The sequence below is a fragment of the Acinetobacter sp. SK-43 genome (assembly GCF_015351505.1).
Lineage (GTDB): Bacteria > Pseudomonadota > Gammaproteobacteria > Pseudomonadales > Moraxellaceae > Acinetobacter > Acinetobacter junii.
Map to the genome: position 1 here is coordinate 1 of NZ_JADKPY010000038.1, position 18984 is coordinate 18984.

At 37.5% G+C, this 18984-nt stretch carries 14 protein-coding genes and 1 pseudogene; 7 read left to right on the forward strand and 8 right to left on the reverse strand.

Annotated elements, in window-relative coordinates:
* The 4 genes from IRT38_RS08765 to IRT38_RS08780 all read left to right on the forward strand — a co-directional run.
* The coding region (locus IRT38_RS08765; protein ID WP_194597470.1) for an HlyD family type I secretion periplasmic adaptor subunit at positions 1-850 on the forward strand (850 nt) is incomplete at its 5' end.
* A 93-nt stretch (positions 851-943) separates the two neighbouring features.
* Positions 944-1546: an IMPACT family protein gene (locus IRT38_RS08770; RefSeq protein WP_194597471.1), complete on the forward strand. Its 603-nt coding sequence runs from the start codon at positions 944-946 to the stop codon at positions 1544-1546.
* On the forward strand, positions 1539-2150 hold the full coding sequence (locus IRT38_RS08775; RefSeq protein ID WP_080592503.1) for an acyltransferase: 612 nt from the start codon (positions 1539-1541) through the stop codon (positions 2148-2150). Before IRT38_RS08770 ends, IRT38_RS08775 begins: the two co-directional genes overlap by 8 nt.
* Positions 2151-2269: 119 nt before the next feature.
* Positions 2270-3112 carry a universal stress protein gene (locus IRT38_RS08780; RefSeq protein ID WP_004913328.1) on the forward strand — a complete coding sequence of 281 codons (843 nt, stop codon included), beginning with the start codon at positions 2270-2272 and terminating at the stop codon, positions 3110-3112.
* A 119-nt stretch (positions 3113-3231) separates the two neighbouring features.
* Here IRT38_RS08780 and IRT38_RS08785 read toward each other — a convergent pair whose 3' ends face one another.
* The 4 genes from IRT38_RS08785 to mutS all read right to left on the reverse strand — a co-directional run bounded on the left by IRT38_RS08785 (position 3232) and on the right by mutS (position 8125).
* A complete protein-coding gene (locus tag IRT38_RS08785) occupies positions 3232-3900 on the reverse strand; it encodes an O-methyltransferase (RefSeq protein ID WP_004959635.1) in 669 nt (222 codons plus the stop codon).
* Between the two features lie 136 nt (positions 3901-4036).
* Positions 4037-4744, reverse strand: coding sequence for a D-Ala-D-Ala carboxypeptidase family metallohydrolase (locus IRT38_RS08790; RefSeq protein WP_194597472.1), 708 nt, complete (start codon positions 4742-4744; stop codon positions 4037-4039).
* Positions 4745-4872: 128 nt separating this feature from the next.
* Positions 4873-5202 carry a ferredoxin FdxA gene (fdxA, locus tag IRT38_RS08795; RefSeq protein WP_004639922.1) on the reverse strand — a complete coding sequence of 110 codons (330 nt, stop codon included), beginning with the start codon at positions 5200-5202 and terminating at the stop codon, positions 4873-4875.
* A gap of 265 nt (positions 5203-5467) precedes the next feature.
* Positions 5468-8125 carry a DNA mismatch repair protein MutS gene (gene mutS, locus IRT38_RS08800; RefSeq protein ID WP_194597473.1) on the reverse strand — a complete coding sequence of 886 codons (2658 nt, stop codon included), beginning with the start codon at positions 8123-8125 and terminating at the stop codon, positions 5468-5470.
* A 608-nt stretch (positions 8126-8733) separates the two neighbouring features.
* On the opposite strand from mutS, the gene IRT38_RS08805 reads away from it, so the two are divergent.
* Positions 8734-10818 (forward strand): TonB-dependent receptor family protein, encoded by a 2085-nt coding sequence (locus IRT38_RS08805; RefSeq protein ID WP_194597474.1) that lies wholly within the window; start codon positions 8734-8736, stop codon positions 10816-10818.
* A gap of 104 nt (positions 10819-10922) precedes the next feature.
* Here IRT38_RS08805 and IRT38_RS08810 read toward each other — a convergent pair whose 3' ends face one another.
* From IRT38_RS08810 to IRT38_RS08820, 3 genes are all read right to left on the reverse strand, one after another.
* On the reverse strand, positions 10923-12554 hold the full coding sequence (locus IRT38_RS08810; RefSeq protein ID WP_125272029.1) for an ABC transporter permease: 1632 nt from the start codon (positions 12552-12554) through the stop codon (positions 10923-10925).
* A gap of 87 nt (positions 12555-12641) precedes the next feature.
* Positions 12642-13658 (reverse strand): extracellular solute-binding protein, encoded by a 1017-nt coding sequence (locus IRT38_RS08815; RefSeq protein ID WP_005402938.1) that lies wholly within the window; start codon positions 13656-13658, stop codon positions 12642-12644.
* A gap of 41 nt (positions 13659-13699) precedes the next feature.
* Positions 13700-14800: an ABC transporter ATP-binding protein gene (locus IRT38_RS08820; RefSeq protein ID WP_125272030.1), complete on the reverse strand. Its 1101-nt coding sequence runs from the start codon at positions 14798-14800 to the stop codon at positions 13700-13702.
* 249 nt (positions 14801-15049) lie between these two features.
* Between IRT38_RS08820 and IRT38_RS08825 the strand changes: the two genes are divergently transcribed.
* Positions 15050-16930, forward strand: coding sequence for a potassium transporter Kup (locus IRT38_RS08825; protein ID WP_004959616.1), 1881 nt, complete (start codon positions 15050-15052; stop codon positions 16928-16930).
* Positions 16931-16972: 42 nt separating this feature from the next.
* Here IRT38_RS08825 and IRT38_RS08830 read toward each other — a convergent pair whose 3' ends face one another.
* Entirely contained in the window at positions 16973-18499 is a 1527-nt protein-coding gene (locus tag IRT38_RS08830; RefSeq protein WP_312847014.1) for a TerC family protein, read from the reverse strand.
* Positions 18500-18714: 215 nt separating this feature from the next.
* On the opposite strand from IRT38_RS08830, the pseudogene IRT38_RS08835 reads away from it, so the two are divergent.
* Positions 18715-18984, forward strand: a pseudogene (locus IRT38_RS08835) (rod shape-determining protein RodA); the annotation flags it as partial.

Here is an 18984-nt window from a genome sequence, read left to right on the forward strand (position 1 = left end):
AGCGACTGCTGCGCGATTACGTGCTGAAGTCAATGGAACTCCTTTAGCATTTCCTGCAGAAGTGCTCAAAGAACCTAAATTAGTCAAAGAAGAGACCGCTCTTTATTATTCTAGACGTGAAAATTTAGAACAATCATTAGCTGGTTACCAACAAGCTTTACAATTAGTTCAACAAGAATTGATGATGACTGAACCACTTGTTGCGAAAGGTGCTGCAAGTGAAGTAGAAGTACTTAGACTCAAGCGTGAAGCCAATGATCTTAGAAATAAGATGAATGACACACGTAATCAATACTATGTAAAAGCCCGAGAAGAGCTATCGAAGGCAAATACTGATATTGAAACGCAACAACAAGTTGTGATGGGACGCAGTGATAGTTTACAACGTGCAATCTTTAAAGCACCTGTGCGTGGTGTGATTAAAGAAATTGATGTAACAACTCTTGGTGGTGTTATTCCGCAAAACGGTAAATTGATGACGATTGTTCCTTTAGAAGACAAACTGTTAATTGAAGCACGTATTTCTCCAAGAGATATTGCTTTCATTCGACCTGGTCAAGAAGCCTTAGTGAAAATCACTGCGTATGACTATTCGATCTACGGTGGTTTGACTGGAAAAGTAACAGTAATTTCTCCTGATACGATTCGAGATGAAGTTAAACAAGACCAATTTTACTATCGTGTTTATATCCGCACTGACTCTGACAAGTTATTCAATAAAGCAGGTCATGCGTTTGGTATCACACCAGGTATGGTAGCGACAGTTGATATCCGCACTGGTGAAAAAACAGTTATGGATTATCTACTTAAGCCATTTAATAAGGCCAAAGAAGCTTTGCGTGAAAGATAAGCAAGCTAAACTCAAAAAACCTCGCAATTGCGAGGTTTTTTATTTGAACCTTAAGACGTTATACTTTGTTTTTAAATTTGCATTGATGTTTTTATGCCTTTTACTATTGCTCAAACCGTTACCTTTGAAGAAGAAATTAAAAAAAGTCGCTTTCAGGCGATTGCGAGTGTTGTAGAAAATGAGCAACAAGTAAAAAAGTTTTTAGAAGAGACAAAAGACATCTCGACGACACACCAATGCTGGGCATGGAAAATAGGTCATCATGTACGGTTCAATGATGATGGCGAACCTTCAGGTACAGCAGGTCGCCCGATATTAGCAACAATAGAGGGGAATGACTTAACCAATGTTATTGTATTGGTGAATCGTTGGTATGGCGGAGTAAAACTAGGCACTGGTGGTTTAGTCAGGGCGTATGGTGGTTGTGCAGGTCAGTGTCTGCTACTCGCTGAAAAAATAGAATTAATTGAGAAAAAGAAGATTACTTTTAGTTGTGCATTTAACGAATGGGCTATTATTCAATATGAATTACTACAACAGCAAATAGAGTTTCTAGAAAACTATACTGAAACGGGTGTTAGTATTCAGGCACAAGTGCAAATACACCAGATCGAACCATTAAAGCTCAAACTTCAAGATGTAACGCGTGGTCGCGAGCAGCTTAAACTTATTGAGGATCAAACAGATGATGCATGATCCACTATTAAAATATCGTGAACAGCATAAACATCGATTGAACTATATGCCATGGTTATATTGGTCTTTAAAACCCAAACATAGAGAATGGGCGGAAGCATGGCAAAAAGAATATCAGAACTATTTAATGGAAATGGAAACAGTTGAAATTGGCAACAATTGTTTTATTTCACCTTTAGCACATATCTTTGCTGAGCGAGGACGTAAAATTACTATCGGCGATAATACTTTTATTGCTGCCGATTGTACTTTACATGGACCGTTAGAAATCGGTTCTGAAGTCGCGATCAACCACCATTGTATTCTTGACGGAGGTCGCGCAGGTATTAAGTTGCATGATCAAGTTAGAATTGCAGCATATAGTCATCTGTATGCTTTTGACCATGGCATGGATTTAGATCGACCCATCTATCAGCAAGCAGTTCGTTCACAAGGCATAGAAATTGGACGTGATGTTTGGTTAGGAGCTCATGTTGGAATTAAGGATGGGATTAAAGTTGGTGATCATGCGGTTATTGGTATGAATAGTATGATTACTAAAGATGTTGAGCCACATGCAATTATGGCTGGAAACCCTGCAAAATTGATTCGTTATCGGAAATAAGAATTAACTAGAAAACTCTCAAGAGATTCTATACATAAATTTAACCAACCTGCTATCTATCTGTGTTAAGTTAAAAATAAGTAGAAGACCTAAGGTATTGAACCTAAAGAGAGGCGATTATGAACCGCGTTATTGCATGTATCGATTCCTCACCCTGTATCGATGCGGTGGCGGAGGCTGCAGTTTGGGTTGCCAAGCAAACTCAAAGAGAATTAGTCCTTTTGCAAATCCTAGATTACTATCCCGCCAGTTACCATTTAGGTGAAATTAGTGGTGTAATCGGTTTTGAAAGTAATGCCATGTTACTTAAAGAATTGGCTGAGTTAGAACAAAAGCAAAGCGAATTAGCCTTGGATTATAGTAATAATTTACTGAAACATATCTCTGAATTAATTGAAAAAAATTACGGTTTGACTAGCACCAAAATTCAAGAAAAAGGTGATTTTCTTGAACAGAGTTTTAATATTCTTAAAGAAAATGATGTGGTAATCATCGGGCGAGTCGGGGAACGCGCTGCTGAAAAAAATAAACCAATTGGAAGTAATGTTGAAAACTTTATTCGTGGGGCGAATTGCACGGTAATTACCGTAGGGGAGCATTTTTCACCACCAAAACGTTTTATTTTTGCTTATGAATACTCTCCGACTTGTCAAAAGATGATGGAGAGAATTGCTCAAAGTGATTTATTGAAAAAACTGCAATGCCATTTACTGTATGTTGGTGATCATCCAGAGATGCTGACTGAACCTGAGAAATATCTTAAAAGTGCTGGTTTAGATGTAATACCAATATATCGTTATGGCGATGTAGCACAAAATATTTTGGAATATCAACGCGAACATGATATTCAACTGATTGTATTAGGTGCATTTAGTCACAGTAAGATTCATCAGTTTTTCTTGGGTAGCATCACAACCACGATATTTAGAAATGCAAATGTACCGCTGCTTGTTGCTAAGTAGTTCATTTTATTCCATATAGTTATCCGCAATTCCTGTGGATAACTATATGGAAAAGCAATCTTAATATACTTAATTTATTGATATTTATAATTAAAAAATAAAAGTTTATTTTTTAACCTCTATTTGACGATTGCAATTGCAAAGCCATCGTGCCCTTTCGATCCAACAGTTTGTAGAGCAGTACACGATAAAAGTTGAGGATGATTCTGGAGCGCAGTAAAAGCTTGGCGGATACCTTCAATACTTGGCTTTTTATTATTTGAATCTAAGATATCACCAGAGCGAATAACATTGTCTAGCACAATGATAGTGCCTGAGCGTGCCAATTTTAAACTGAGTTCAAAATATTCTGGATAACTTTGTTTGTCTGCATCAATAAAAATGAAATCAAATGGTTCACTATTTTCATTAATTAATTGATTCATGATATCAACGCCACGACCTTTTTTAAGCTCAATTTGGGTTGGCATATTGGCATAATCAATATTTTCTTGGGCAAGGATCACGTGTGTATCCCGTCCTTCCACAGTAAGCAAATATCCATCAGCGGGCAGTGCTTTCGCCAACCAAATTGTACTATAAGCAGCAAATGTACCGAGTTCGAGCACACGCTTGCATTGATTCATTTGAATCAACATTTGTAGAAACATGCCTTGGTTAGGTGCAACAGCTAGATGATTAGAAAAACCCTGCTGGTCAGTGTTATCTAATGCATGTTGAAGTCTCTCGTCTGTGGGAATGAGATGTGAATTAATATATTCATCAATGTCTGTCCACAACTGTTGCATGGTTGTATTTACCTATAAATTTGATAGCTGCATTTTAAACATTTATCTTCGAAGTGCAATTTGAATGCTGAAGGAATCATGAGCGCTGAAAGTAAAAAGAGATCAAAAGACCTCATTTTTACTCGAGTTTTGCAATTTAGAAGTTACAAAGAGATGTATTACGAGTCAAATCAGGACCCCAAGTGCGATAACCTTGAGTATCCAAATGAATTTGACCTGAACTATATAATCCAATACCGAGATCTAGGCTTTGACCATGCTGAATCCAAAATTGGCATAACTTGAATTTTGTTTGTTCAATATATGCATAATCTTGGGGTTGAGGGTATTCAGGTCCAATACGAAAATCAATTGCGGAATTAAATAAGTGCTTTGATGAGCTTGCACCACCAGCACACTGATTCAGTGGTAGATCACGATAAACTGAGGTAACTTCGAAATCAGTAAGAATTTTTGCAGCGATTAAATATTTGAATACTCGTAATGTTGAAAGTGAGTTATTCCATAATTCACGATTTGGAACCATGTATTCTGAACGTCCGCACTTTTGCCAGTCTCTTGCTGTTTTAAGCAATTCAAAACTAGGAATAATATGTGCGACATTATTGCGCAGTAAGAAATGTTCATATTCGCGTACACGTGCGTAGTTTTCTCCCTGACCTAACCACTGACGATAAGATGCAGGTTCTGTTTTTGTAGGGATTGGACGATTAAAAGTTACTTGTTCTTCAGGAATATATATTCTTTTGCTTGGACTAACTTTCTTTGGAGACGTGGCACAACCAACCATCATCACAGGGATGACAAATAATGAAAACAGACCCTGTAATTTATTTCGCATCATAAAAAAGCAATTCACATTTAGTATAGTGCCTATTTTAATGCAAAATAGGGGGCTAAAAATGGCACAATTGCAAAGAAATGTGTGATTCAGGTATAAAAAAAGACCAGTAAAACTGGCCTTTTTGAAAATTACTTTTCTAAATACTGAAGCTTGTTTGGTTTGCCGTTCCATTCCTCACGATCAGCAGGTTGTTCACCGATTTGAGTAATGTTATTGCCAGCCCATTTTTCAGATAATTCAGCATTTAACTCAATAAACACTTCTTGACCTTCAGGTAACTCATCTTCAGAGAAAATTGCATTTGCAGGGCATTCTGGTTCGCAAAGTGCACAGTCGATACATTCGTCAGGATTGATGACTAAGAAGTTAGGACCTTCATAGAAACAATCTACAGGACAAACTTCAACACAATCTTGATACTTACATTTGATACAATTTTCTGTGACAACAAAGGTCATGGCGGCAGCTACCTAAAAAATATGGTTTTCATTTTCAATAGCGTATTTTAGGCAAAAAATGCAGATAGAAACAATTCCTTTTATTGATATTTATTATTCGTATCAATGAAAAGGGCTGATTTATATGAGTTTTGTTGATAATAACTCTCAATAACCTGAATCTATTTGCACTTCATCCTACGATAAAAGACGCATTTTCAAACTTAATTAGAAATTAAAATTTGCTAGGTTCTAACTTTAATATAGTAGAGAACCTAGCATAGGGTTAATTTTCAATAGTATCTGAGCTTTTAGATAAAGCTTTGAGTTGATAAAGATGTTCCAAAGCTTGGCGTGGGGTAAGGTCATCTAAGTCCAGTTGCTTTAAAAGATCTAAAGCAGGTGATTGCATTTTTACTTCAATTACTTTTTCAATAACTTTAGTTTCTATTTCATGTTCAACTGTACTAAACAGATCATTTTGCACAGAATTTTGCAAATGCTGATGTTGCTGTTTTTCCAGTATTTTCAAACGTTTTTGTGCATCTTTGATCACATTAGCAGGGATACCAGCCAATTTTGCAACTTGTAAACCATGACTTTGACTTGCAGGTCCAAGCTGTACTTTATGTAATAGGATTAAATTACCATTTAACTCTTGTGCGGTGACGTGATAGTTGTCAATTCCAGCTTCGCTGCCCAATTCTGTTAATTCAAAATAATGTGTTGCAAAAAGACATAAACACTTAATACGTTTAGTTAAATCGAGTACACATGCCCACGCTAGAGATAAGCCATCATATGTACTGGTTCCACGTCCGACTTCATCCATCAATACTAAAGACTGACTTGTTGCATGATGTAGAATTTGAGAAGTTTCAGTCATCTCAACCATGAATGTTGATTTGCCTGTAGAGAGGTCATCAGCTGAGCCGATACGAGTGAATATGCGATCGATAGAACCGAGCTTTGCTGATTTCGCTGGGACAAAACAACCACAATAAGCGAGCAAGCTAATTAAAGCTGTTTGTCTCATAAACGTGGATTTACCACCCATATTGGGACCAGTGATGATCGCCATACGATGTTGATGATCAAGGAATGTATCATTCGGAGTGAATGGAGCTTTGTTTAAAGACTCAACCACTGGATGTCGACCCGCCTGAATCTTGATACAAGTTTCTGGTGTATATTCAGGTCTTGCCCAATTATTTAATCTTGCCTGATGTGCAAAATTCGCTAAAACATCGATATGAGCAATTGCAGCACTCATCATCTGTAATTGAGCAATATTTTGGCGTAATTCATCCAATAAAGATTCAAACAGTAGTTTTTCACGAGCGAGCGCACGAGATTCGCTCGAAAGCACTTTATCTTCAAAGCTTTTAAGTTCAGGTGTGATATATCTTTCAGCATTTTTAAGTGTCTGACGACGAATATAATCGGCAGGGGCTTGCTCAGCTTGAGCTCGTGTTAATTCGATATAGTATCCGCTGACACGATTGTAGCCAATTTTCAGTGTATTGATGCCAGTTCGCTGACGCTCTTTGATTTCTAAATCTATTAAAAATTGGCCCGCATGATCACGTATTTTGCGTAATTCATCCAATTCATCATCATATCCCTCTGCAATTACATTTCCATCGCGTAAAAGTACAGGAGGGTTTTCAACAATTGCTGCAATAAGATGTTGGTGTAGACTTTTGAAATCACCAAGTTGCTGATCAAGCTCAATTAATAGTTTGGATTTTTCAGTGTTGAGTACAGGCGCTAAAGCATGTCGTAAAAAAGGAATTTGAGCACAGGCTTGGCGAAGTTGAACTAAATCACGTGGTCGAGCACTACCCAAAGCTACTCGACTGAGTACACGCTCAATATCGCCGATTTCTTTCAAAACTAAGCGAACAGGTGATTCGTGATAACCTTTCAATAATTGCTCAATTGCATCTAAACGAGCATCTAGTATTGCTGTATCTCGAATGGGTTGCATGAGTGTGCGACTCAGTAAGCGACCACCCATCGCAGTCTGACAATCATTGATTAATTGGAATAAAGATGTTCCATGCTCAAATAACGGTTCGATGATTTCAAGGTTACGACGTGTAATTGGGTCTAAAGCAATGAAATCTGTACTCTGTTCGATCTGTATAGAACGGATGTGAGGTAGGGCTGTTTTTTGAGTTTCTTTAGCATAATGAATAAGCGCAGCGGCAGCCGCCTTTGCCAGAGGAATTGGATCTAACCCAAAGCCTGATAAGGTGGAAACAGCAAACTGGTCACATAACGTCTTTTGAGCATTATTTTGATTAAAATCTACATTCGGTCTTTTGGTAATTGGACAATCTAGATTTTTCTTAATATGTTCGATGATGTTTTGATCGACTAAATCCTCATCAATCAAAATTTCACTTGGCATCAAGCGAGCAAGTTCTATTGGCAATTGCTCTGGTTTATATGTCTGTTGTTGAACTTTAAAAATACCTGCACTCAAGTCAAGTAATGCAAAACCAATTTGATTTTGTTGTATACACAGAGCAACTAAATTTGAAGATTGATAACTTGATAAAAGCGCGTCGTCAGTTAAGGTACCAGGTGTCAAAACTCGGACTACTTTACGTTCGACAGGTCCTTTACCCGTAACTTCACCAACTTGCTCACAAATTGCAACGGTACGACCTGACTTTACTAAACGTGCTAAATATCCTTCAGCGGAATGGTAGGGAACACCTGCCATTGGAATTGGTTCACCATTTGTTTTGCCACGATGGGTTAGTGTGATACCAAGTAATTTTGCAGCTAAATGGGCATCCTCAAAAAAGAGTTCGTAAAAGTCACCCATACGATAGAACAAAAGCGCATGTTGATACTCCATTTTGACTTTGAGGTATTGCTGCATCATCGGCGTGTGAGATGAGAGATCAGCCATAACTGAGTCACTGTTCATGCGTTATAAGTCCTTAAATTGAAAATATATTACTAAATAAAGTTTTACCATTACTGTCTAAAATTGATCGAAATCAAGAAATCTTAACTTTCGATATCAAAATCACTAAATTACAAAATACAGTTTTGGTGTAAACCCTTTTTCGACAGCCATCTTAACAAATTGAGCTTGATTGACAAAAAGGATTCCTAAAATGAATGAGGAAATTAGCAACAAAAGAGTAAGTTAGTTTTTTTATTTTATTTGTTACTCCTAAGCCTTCATTGAGGAAGGTAGGGTTTTATTTAATGATTTAAGTGCTAAGTCTCATGTTTGCACGCAGAATTTACAGAAGAACTAAAAAGGTATCTTAACCCAGTATTAGTCATGCTTGTCGAGTAGATCAGTGTCTTAAATCCTTAATTATTATATATTCGAAAATGATCAGTATTTTTTAATAGATGTAGCACCAGAAGAATTTTGCTTTAGAAACCTGATAGCAACAAAATACCACTCAAATTAAAACATTAACTGATAATTGTTTCTATTTGTATTATAATTGCGCAGTTTTTTAAGGTTATTTTAAGTTTAATCTGAATTTCAATCTGATGATTGATTATAGAGGTCACATGAAAAAGTATTTATTTGTTAAAAATCAAATTGTTATGAGTGGTCTGCTGTTCTGTGGTTTTGCACCAATGCTTTATGCTGCTACTGAACAAACTCAACAAATTGTTGTATTACCTACGATTCAAGTGATTGGCTCACAAGAGGATTCAATTTCAAAAATTCCAGGTGCAGCGGTAATTGTAAGCCAAGAGCAAATTCAACAATTCACTCCAAACTCTACAGAAGAAATTTTAAAACGCGTATCAGGTGTGTATGTTAAACCTGAAGAGGAGTCAGCAATTGTTGGCAACATTGGTATGCGAGGAATTAGTTCGGCTGATTACAAAACACTTATTCTAGAAGATGGTGTGCCTGTTGCGCCGGGTTTATTTGTTGGAAATGGTCGTTATTACAATCCACGTATTCAACGTATGGATAGCATTGAAGTTCTTAAGGGATCTTCTGCGTTGCGTTATGGACCTATGAATATTGGTGGTGTAGTAAATTATCGTACTAAACAACCTAAAGATGGTGCTCTTGTTGATCTATCAATTGGATCTTGGGATACCTATAAGACAACTGTTGAATTAGGTGGCAGTTCTCCAACGAAAGATAGCAATGTCGGAGCGATTTTAAGTTGGGCGAAAAGTGACGGTTTCATGGATAAAAGCTATGAAATGAAAGATGCCGTTATCAAAGCAGGTACAGCTATCGGTGATAATCAATGGGTTGGCGTTAAATTTACTCATTATGAAAATGATGCCAATATTTCATATCGTGGTCAGTTCTTGGGTGAGTATTATGCCAAGAAACAGAATAATCCTGCTCCTGATGACTGGTTCTTAACAGAGCGTAATTCTTTTGATATCAATCATCGTTGGGATATTAATCCAGATACTGAACTTCAAACATTGCTGTATTGGAGTGAAATGAATCGTGATTATTGGCGTTATGGTGTGAATCCTACAGATTCACAAGCTGCAGGTCGTTGGATTTATACTGATAATGTAAATGGCTTTAATCGTGCTTTTGAACGTATTGGAGCAGAAACTCGTCTGATCGCCAAAAATACTATTTTTAATATTCCTGGTGAAGCTGAGATTGGCTTGCGCTTGATGAATGAGAAAATGGATGACGTTACGATTAATGCGAAACGTGCTACACCTCGTTCAGGTACGACAGCAAAAGATACCAAAGATTCCGCGAAGAGTGTTGCTTTGTATGCTCAAAACCGTTTCGATATTTCAGATCAATTGTCTGTAACGCCTGGTGTTCGTGTTGAACGCTATGAACAACAACGTGATGATAAACAAAAGAATGAAACAGTTAAAACTTCAAATACTGAAGTAATGCCTGGATTAGGTGTCACCTACCAATTCATTCCAGCTGTTCAGCTTTACGCTAGTGTCTACAAGGCATTCTCACCTGCACTAAATGGTGACTCACTCAGTGGAATGAAAGATCAAAAACTAGATGCAGAAACTGCGGTAAGTTGGGAGTTGGGTTTAAGAGGTCAGCAAGATGCAGTTCGTTACGAGTTAACTGCTTTCCGTATGGACTTTGACAATCAAATTATTCCAGCTAACAGTAACTCAGATTTCCAATCGACCAATGGTGGTAAAACATACAACCAAGGGCTTGAAGGTGCTGTAAGTTTAGAGTTTGAGAATGGTTTCGATGTGTTTGCTAATCTTACATGGATTGCAAATGCTGAGTTCAAAGGCGATCGTTACAACAAAAATGGTTCACTAAAATCAAAAGATGGTGACCGTGTACCATATACACCTGAATGGGTGGCAAATCTTGGGGTAGGTTATACCTATGCAGGTTTGCGTAGTCAGTTGAGTGCAAACTATACAGGTTCTCAGTTTACTGATGAATTAAATACCAAACCGATTGTTGAGAATACTTCAGGATTCTTTACTGGAAAAATCGATGCTTACACGACTGTCGATTTAACAACTCGCTATACCTTGAATGATCAAGTTGAGTTTTATGGCGCAGTTAAAAACTTAGAGGACAAGCGCTATATCGCAAGTCTACGTCAAGGGATTTATGTTGGTCCTGAGCGTTCATTTGAAGCTGGTGTTCGTTATCGTTTCTAATCGATGATTCGGTAGACATAGAAAAAAGGGTTGTATTGATTAAATACAACCCTTTCTTATTTGGGGACTATATAGCAGAATTCGCTATATCGCTAAAATCTTATTTATTTGTTTAGCACTTTACTCATACGAGCAAGCAGAATGACAGGGATCAAACCCACTAAAACAATTAATAATGCTGCAATTGCTCCATCTTCATATGTTCCTCTTGAGGCTTCAGCATATAACTGAGTTGCGAGGGTTTCCATATTCAAAGGTCGAAGTAACAAGGTGGCCGGCAATTCTTTCATACAATCCACAAAAATAAGTAATGCCGCAGAGATGATTGCAGGGCGGAGTAGTGGAAGATGAACTTCTTTTAATATTAAAAATTGATTTCGGCCTAAATTTTGAGCCGCGTCATCAAATACGCCATGGATACGATTATATCCAGACTCTATTCCACCAATTGCGATTGCAAGAAAGCGTACACTGTATGCATAAATGAGGGTAAAAGTTGTTCCTAAAAAGAGCAAGCCTGTGTGAATTCCTAATTTAAATTCAAGAAAATCAGCTACCGCATGATCAATTTTTCCAAGTGATAACATAAGACCAATTGCCAACACAGTTCCAGGTATTGCATAACCTAAACTAGCAATTCGGCTAAACCATGTAATTTGGCTAAAGCGTGCCGCACTGACAATAAAAAATCCAATTGCAATTGTGATCACAGTAGCAACTGTAGCTAGAAATAAAGTGTTGATTGATGCTTGTAATAAATAGTCTGAAAAACCTGCATACTTGAAACGCTTATAAGATTCCACCAATAAATGGATGAACGGAATGAGGAAACCAATGCTGATAGGAATCAATCCAAGTATTAAACATAAACCAGCTTTTGTGCCACTGAGTTGTTGTGCTGGCATCAATCGACTACGTTGAGCAGAGTTCATATAGCGTTGTTTGCGTCTACCCAGTCTTTCAATAACAACCAATAAAGTAATAATGATCAACATGAAAATCGCGATTTGTGCAGCACTAGCGAGATCGGATTGATTTGTCCATGTTGAATAGATCGATAAAGTTAGAGTTTTGACGCCTAAAAACTCGGTTGCACCGATGTCATTGATGGTTTCCATCAAAGCTAAACTAGCCCCCACAGCGATTGCTGGGCGAGCTAAAGGAATCGCGACTCGAAAAAAAACTTGGTTCGGGTTGAGCCCTAAACTGCGTGCAACTTCAATCAAGCTAGCTGATTGCATGAGAAACATTGCACGTGTACTTAAGTAGACATAAGGATATAAGACAAAACTTAATAGAAAAATACAGCCCCAAACAGAGCGAATATTCGGAAACCAAGCAGGTTGAGATTCCCAACCAAAGTTAGCTGCTAGAAAGCTTTGTACTGGGCCGATAGGATGCAAAATATCGATATAACTATAAGCGATGATATATGTTGGTATTGCAAGGGGAAGCAGTAGTGCCCAATCTAAAAAAGCTCGACCTCTAAACTGATATGCGGTTACTAACCATGCGCTACCAGTCCCGATTAAAATCGTGAGTAGACCAACACCAAATAATAAAATACTGGTATCAACCAAAGTAGGGGGCAGAACATACTGAATCAGATGCCCAAAAATATCACTATTACCCTGAATTGCTGTTAAAACCAATGCAATAACAGGCAAGCAAGCAAGTAAGGTTAATACCCCACTGAGCGATGTAAATAAATTAAAGTGATGCTTATTTTTGGTCATTAGAGATTAAGAAACTATTGAAGAGCAGGTTTAAGAAGTTTGATTGGACAGGTCAAAACAAAATGGATGACCTGCCCATAAAATCACTTAGTGATTAAATTGAACTTTATCGACTAACAGATTTGCTGCTTTACGATATTTTGCAATTTCACTCAGACGGACGTTATCAATATTTAACTTTCCGAAACTTGCGATAATTGGATCAATCTTCACACCAGGTTTTACTGGATACTCATAACCACTTTGTGCATAGATTGCTTGTGCATGATCTGAAGATAAGAATTCCAATAATTGAACTGCTTCTTTACGGTTTGGTGCATATTTTGCTACAGCTGCACCTGATACATTGATATGCGTTCCACCATTTTTAAAGCGAGGTAATACAACATTAATTGCATTGCCCCAACGTTGTTGCTCAGCATCACCATTACGCATTGTTCCTACGTAGTAGGTATTTGCAACACCGATATCACAAATTTTACCGAGAATATCACGTGCAACATCACGATCACCACCACTCGCTGGGCGAGCTAAATTTGCTTTGATACCACGTAACCATTGCTCAGTTGCTTTTTCGCCGTGATGAGCAATATAGGATGCAATTAGCCATGTGTTATAAGGATGGCTGCCAGAGCGGATACAAATCTTGCCTTTCCATTTTGGATTTGCGAGATCTTCATAACTGATGGCTTTTAGTGGTGTACGTTCTTTAGAAACATATACTGCACGAGCACGCATAGATAGCGCATACCAATGACCATTGGCTGCACGTAAGTTACCTGGAATCGCGGTATTTAAAACTTTAGAGTTCACTCGTTGAGTTAAACCATTTTCAACCAAATCAACCAAATTACCGAAATCAACTGTCAGCATGACGTCTGCAGGTGAGCGGCGACCTTCAGTTTTAACACGTTCCAGCATTCCATCTTTGATAAAAACAGTGTTTACTTTAATACCTGTTTTTTGATTGAACTCTTCTAAGAGTGGTTGAATTAATACAGGTTCGCGAGTGGTATAGAGATTGACCTCAGCGGCATTTACCCAACCACTGCTGAGTGCGACAAGACTAACTGAAAGCGCATGAAGTTTTATTCGTTGGTTCATTTTTGATCCCTAAAAGAAGAAACTTGAATAATAAATACCAGTTAAGTGGATGATTGATGGATTTCGATTGAATCATTAGATTCATAAAAGAAACACTGAGATAAATCTAACGATAGGTAGACGGTGTCTGCTTGGTCGTAATGTTGAGAATATTCAACATAAGCACTTAACACTTTATCTTCTGCCTCGATTTTTAATTTAAGTAGTTGTGAATAGCCTAAGAAGTTCGACGAAATAATTTTAGCAGCTAGACTATTTTCAGTTTTTATCCGATTAACACGTAATTGGTGGGGTCTAAAATAGCAACGAATCTGGTTATTACTCGTCAAATGTTTTGGAATATCAATATTTCCAAAAATCGTATGCAGTTGTTGATCTTGTATTTGGGTTTTTATTTCATTCAAATCGGAAAAATAACGTGCTGCAAAAAGTGTTTTCGGTTGGAAGTAAAGCTGCTTAGGCGTACCACTTTGAATGATTTTACCCTGATGCATCAAAATAATCTGATCAGCAATTTGAAGTGCTTCTTCAGGATCATGAGTCACAATGATAGTTGTGGTCGAAGTCTGTTTTAAAATATCAATGGTGCTTTGTCGAATTTGATCACGTAAACGATGATCCAAATTCGAAAATGGTTCATCCATAAGCAAGACATGAGGTTTAGGTGCGAGTGCACGAGCTAAAGCGACACGCTGTTGTTCACCACCAGATAAAGTATGTGGATAGCTATGAATATGATGCGACATAGAGACATGCTTTAACGCATTTTCAGCAATAGATTGACGTTCGTGCTTCGGGATTTTTTTCAATCCAAACATCACATTTTCCAACACGCTCAAATGTGGAAAGAGAGCATAGTCTTGAAATACAAAACCGATATTGCGTTCTTCAGCTTGAACTTGTTGATATGGGTCCCATAGAACTTTTCTTTCTAGCTGAATAGAACCCTCAGTAGGAGTCTCTAGACCTGCGATCAGACGTAGCATGGTTGTCTTACCGCAACCTGAATGTCCCAATAGGCAAATAATCTGACCACTTTGAGCAGACCATGATGCTTGATTTACAGCAAAACGCTCACCGAATTTTTTGCTAAGCTTTTGAATCGTTAAGACATTGGCCAACGTTACGGTATGAGCATTCATGGTCAATTCACAGGAATAATTCTTGCCTAGATAATAACTGATAATTCTTCTCAAGTGGAGTTTTTTTGAAGGAATGCGAGCGTGTTTATTGGCGCTATTTTAATAAACTCAAAGGTAGAGTGATTTAATTTGAATAAGCAATTATTTAATTAAATATTATATATTTAACTGGCTTATAAATAAATTATTTAGTGAGTGATAGATTGAGTGCTAGTATCACTTTAACTTTTAGAAGTGTTTTTTTACAACATGCAAAATCAGACGGTAGAGAAAGCTAGTGTACCCATACTGACTTTAGCTGCACTTGGTGTAGTCTTTGGTGATATTGGAACTAGCCCACTTTATGCACTTAAAGAAAGCTTTCATGCAACACATGGAATGCCAATCAATGAAATTAATATTTTAGGAATCTTGTCGCTTATTTTCTGGACCATCATGTTGATCGTCTCTCTTAAATATGTGATGGTGATAATGCGAGCAGATAACAATGGCGAAGGTGGAATCATGGCATTACTTGCCTTGAATTTACGTCAGCCAGGTCTTTCTAATCGAACAAAAATTCTGATTACAGCTTTAGGATTTATTGGCGCTTCATTATTCTTTGGTGATGGCATTATTACACCCGCAATATCTGTGTTATCGGCTGTGGAAGGACTTTCTGTTGCGGCTCCAGCATTTGATAAATTTATATTACCGATCAGTATCGGCATTCTGACGGCATTGTTTCTTGTACAAAAACATGGAACTGCCGTAATGGGTAAGTTTTTTGGCCCAATTACACTGCTTTGGTTTTTGTCTATTGGTGCGATTGGGTTCGTGAGTATTATTCAAAGCCCAACGATTTTGGCTTTCTTAAGTCCACATTGGGCATTGCAATTTATTATCACCAATCCGTATATTTCATTTTTTGTGATGGGCGCTGTCGTTTTGACCGTCACAGGTGGTGAAGCGCTTTATGCTGATATGGGGCATTTTGGTGTTCTTCCGATACGCCTTGGTTGGTTCCTCGTTGTTTTGCCTTGTCTTATGTTGAATTATGCAGGTCAAGGTGCTTTATTGCTAAGAGATCCTACAGCGATTACCAATCCATTTTATTTACTTGTACCATCCTTTTTCCTCTATCCAATGATTCTTATTGCGACCGCAGCAGCTGTAATCGCATCACAGGCATTGATTAGTGGTGTTTTTTCGATGGCGAAACAAGCGATTCAATTGGGTTATTTACCTCGTCTGAATGTACTACATACCTCAGCGTCTGAAGTGGGTCAAATTTACATTCCTTTACTCAACTGGATTCTATATATTTCAATTTTATTCCTAGTTTTACTCTTTAAAACAAGTAGTAATTTAGCAGGTGCTTATGGTCTTGCTGTAACGATTACCATGTTCTGCGATACGCTTTTGGTTGCATTTCTTGCTTATAGCTACTGGAAATGGAAAACGTGGAAACTGGTTTTATTCGCTGTACCATTCATTTTTATTGATTTAGTGCTGTTAGGCTCGAATCTACTTAAGTTCTTTATTGGTGGATGGGTGCCTGTGCTTATCGCTGTCTTTGTCTTTACATTGATGATGACATGGAAGAAAGGGCGGGTTCAATTGCAGGAAAAACTCCAAAGCGATACGTTGCAGTTAGAAACCTTTATTAAATATCTTGGTACAGATATGAATAAAGTATCTGGTACTGCTGTGTTTTTGACAGGTTCTCCATCTGTAGTACCACATGCGTTGTTGCATAATCTCAAGCACAACAAGATTCTTCATGACAAAAATATGTTGGTAACGGTGCAAGTTTCGGATATCCCATACGTGCAAGATGAACTGAGATATGAGTTCGAAGTTTTAGAGAAAGGCTTTTATCGGATACAAATCAATTATGGTTTTAAAGAGCAGCCGAATGTACCTATGGTCTTAGAGCAAATTTTCAATAAAATTGATTTTGAATATAATCTGATGGAAATCAGTTTCTTTGTGTCACGCGAAAGATTGATCTACAAAGCGGATAATAAGTTAACTACATGGAGAAAACAGTTATTCGCTACGATGCAAAAGAATACAAGTCCTATTAGCGATTTTTATCAAATCCCTACGAATCGTGTTGTCGAAATTGGTAGTCAGATTGAGATATAAAAAAAAGAGCCTTTTTGAAAGGCTCTTTTTTTATGCTTGGATTTACATCGGATAAATAATTTTGACTTTCTTAATGCGAGTGCCATCCATTTCTATAATTTCGAAATAGATTCCCTCATAGGTCAATGTAGAACCGACATCAACTTGACCTTCTAATTTATCTAGTAACAAACCAGCGACACTTACATAGCCTGAACCTTCCTGAACCAGTTCAAGTGTGCCTAATTCAAGTTGAAGTTGATAAAGGTCTAATAAGCCAGATGCTACCCATTCTTGATGAGATATTTTCGTCAAATCCAGTTGTTCATCTGAGTCTGGGAATTCACCAGCAATTGCTTCAAATACATCTAATGGAGTGATCAATCCTTGGATATTTCCAAATTCATTCGTCACCATGACTAAAGAGCCTTTTGAAGAGCGCAAAGTATTAATTGCATCTATTACTTTCATCTTTTCAAAAATAAAAATTGGACGTTGGCGTTTTAAAAGATTTTGCAATTCTTCTTTTTCATCCAAACAATCGATCAGCTCTTTTGCGCGTACAACAGTAATGACTTTATCCAAATTGCCTTTACAGACAGGGAATAAGCTGTGAGGTACTGCAAGTACTTTAGCTCTGATATCTTCAATATCATCATCGATGTTGACCCAAGAAATCTGATCTCTAGGTGTCATAATCGATGAAACAGAGCGTTCAGCCAGAGTTAATACACCACCGATCATGTAGCGTTCTTCGGCACCGAATGAATCATCGTTGTTATCGATAATCGTTGGGTTATTTTGCTCTTTGCCACCCATGAGCTTGAAGATCGTATTTGCAGTACGATGTCTTAAAGGTAGTTTTGATGCATGTTTTTCAGCATTTCGTTGGGTAAATTGGTTGAAACCTTCAATTAGGATTGCAACTGCAATACCTGAATAGATATATCCTTTTGGAATATGGAAACCAAAACCTTCAGCAATCAAGCTAATACCGATCAGTAGTAAGAAGCTTAAGCACAAAATAACAACAGTAGGATGCTTATTTACAAAGTTTGTTAATGGTTTTGATGCAATCAACATCACTACAACAGCGATCACCACGGCTGCCATCATGACATAAATATTGTCAACCATTCCGATTGCTGTAATCACAGAATCTAAAGAAAACACTGCATCTAGAATAACAATCTGAGTGACCACCATACCAAAGCTTGCATAAGCAACACTTGATTGGGTTTTATGTACAGGTTTGCCTTCTATTTTTTCATGTAATTCTGTAACGGCTTTATAGAGTAAGAAAAGACCACCAAAGAGTAGGATTAGGTCTCGACCTGAGAAACTCAGAGTCCATATATGGAGAATAGGTTTTGTTAAAGTAACTAGCCAAGAGATAATGGAAAGCAGGGCTAAACGCATGATAAGGGCTAATGAAAGACCTATGATTCTTGCTTTATCTCTTTGTTCTGGAGGAAGTTTATCTGCAAGAATTGCAATGAAAACTAAGTTATCAATGCCAAGTACGATTTCGAGTACAATTAAAGTTAATAACGCGATCCAGATGCTAGGGTCTAAAAGAAATTCTATCATCCTAGTTCTCCAAGTTGTCTACTGAGAGAGCCAAAGATACGCCTTAAAGGTGAGGGGTCCATATGTATAAAACCTTTGATTTAAATGGTATCTGCAAATTTATCAAAGATTCACAAAAATAAAAGTAATAATCTGAGCACAGAAACAAATTAAATATATACTCCATCGCCTTAGTTCAGATTTATCTGCTCGTTTTTCTTATTTTTAAGATCACCATGAAGCCTGTTCCGCAATCCCGATTTTTACGTTATTCCATTCGAGATGGTTTGCATCTCAAAAATAATTCTTCGTATTGGCATAAATTACATCTCGACCCTTGGTTATTGAGCCTTCTCATTTTCAATGCGATCTTAGGTTTAATCGTCGTATATAGTGCATCGGCTCAAGATATGGGGTTGGTATTCAAACAAGGATTTAGTTTCCTTTTAGGATTTGTAGCACTTTTTGTTTGTGCTCAAGTTCCTCCAAAAGTTTATCAGGCATTT

Excerpts from the sequence above, each read along its gene's own strand:
- IRT38_RS08820 (WP_125272030.1), bottom strand. The coding sequence starts at position 14,800 with ATGAATGCTCATACCGTAACGTTGGCCAATGTCTTAACGATTCAAAAG.
- fdxA (WP_004639922.1), bottom strand. The coding sequence starts at position 5,202 with ATGACCTTTGTTGTCACAGAAAATTGTATCAAATGTAAGTATCAAGAT.
- IRT38_RS08815 (WP_005402938.1), bottom strand. The coding sequence starts at position 13,658 with ATGAACCAACGAATAAAACTTCATGCGCTTTCAGTTAGTCTTGTCGCA.
- IRT38_RS08810 (WP_125272029.1), bottom strand. The coding sequence starts at position 12,554 with ATGACCAAAAATAAGCATCACTTTAATTTATTTACATCGCTCAGTGGG.
- IRT38_RS08775 (WP_080592503.1), top strand. The coding sequence starts at position 1,539 with ATGCATGATCCACTATTAAAATATCGTGAACAGCATAAACATCGATTG.
- mutS (WP_194597473.1), bottom strand. The coding sequence starts at position 8,125 with ATGAACAGTGACTCAGTTATGGCTGATCTCTCATCTCACACGCCGATG.
- IRT38_RS08780 (WP_004913328.1), top strand. The coding sequence starts at position 2,270 with ATGAACCGCGTTATTGCATGTATCGATTCCTCACCCTGTATCGATGCG.
- IRT38_RS08785 (WP_004959635.1), bottom strand. The coding sequence starts at position 3,900 with ATGCAACAGTTGTGGACAGACATTGATGAATATATTAATTCACATCTC.
- IRT38_RS08770 (WP_194597471.1), top strand. The coding sequence starts at position 944 with ATGCCTTTTACTATTGCTCAAACCGTTACCTTTGAAGAAGAAATTAAA.
- IRT38_RS08805 (WP_194597474.1), top strand. The coding sequence starts at position 8,734 with ATGAAAAAGTATTTATTTGTTAAAAATCAAATTGTTATGAGTGGTCTG.
- IRT38_RS08825 (WP_004959616.1), top strand. The coding sequence starts at position 15,050 with ATGCAAAATCAGACGGTAGAGAAAGCTAGTGTACCCATACTGACTTTA.
- IRT38_RS08830 (WP_312847014.1), bottom strand. The coding sequence starts at position 18,499 with ATGATAGAATTTCTTTTAGACCCTAGCATCTGGATCGCGTTATTAACT.
- IRT38_RS08790 (WP_194597472.1), bottom strand. The coding sequence starts at position 4,744 with ATGATGCGAAATAAATTACAGGGTCTGTTTTCATTATTTGTCATCCCT.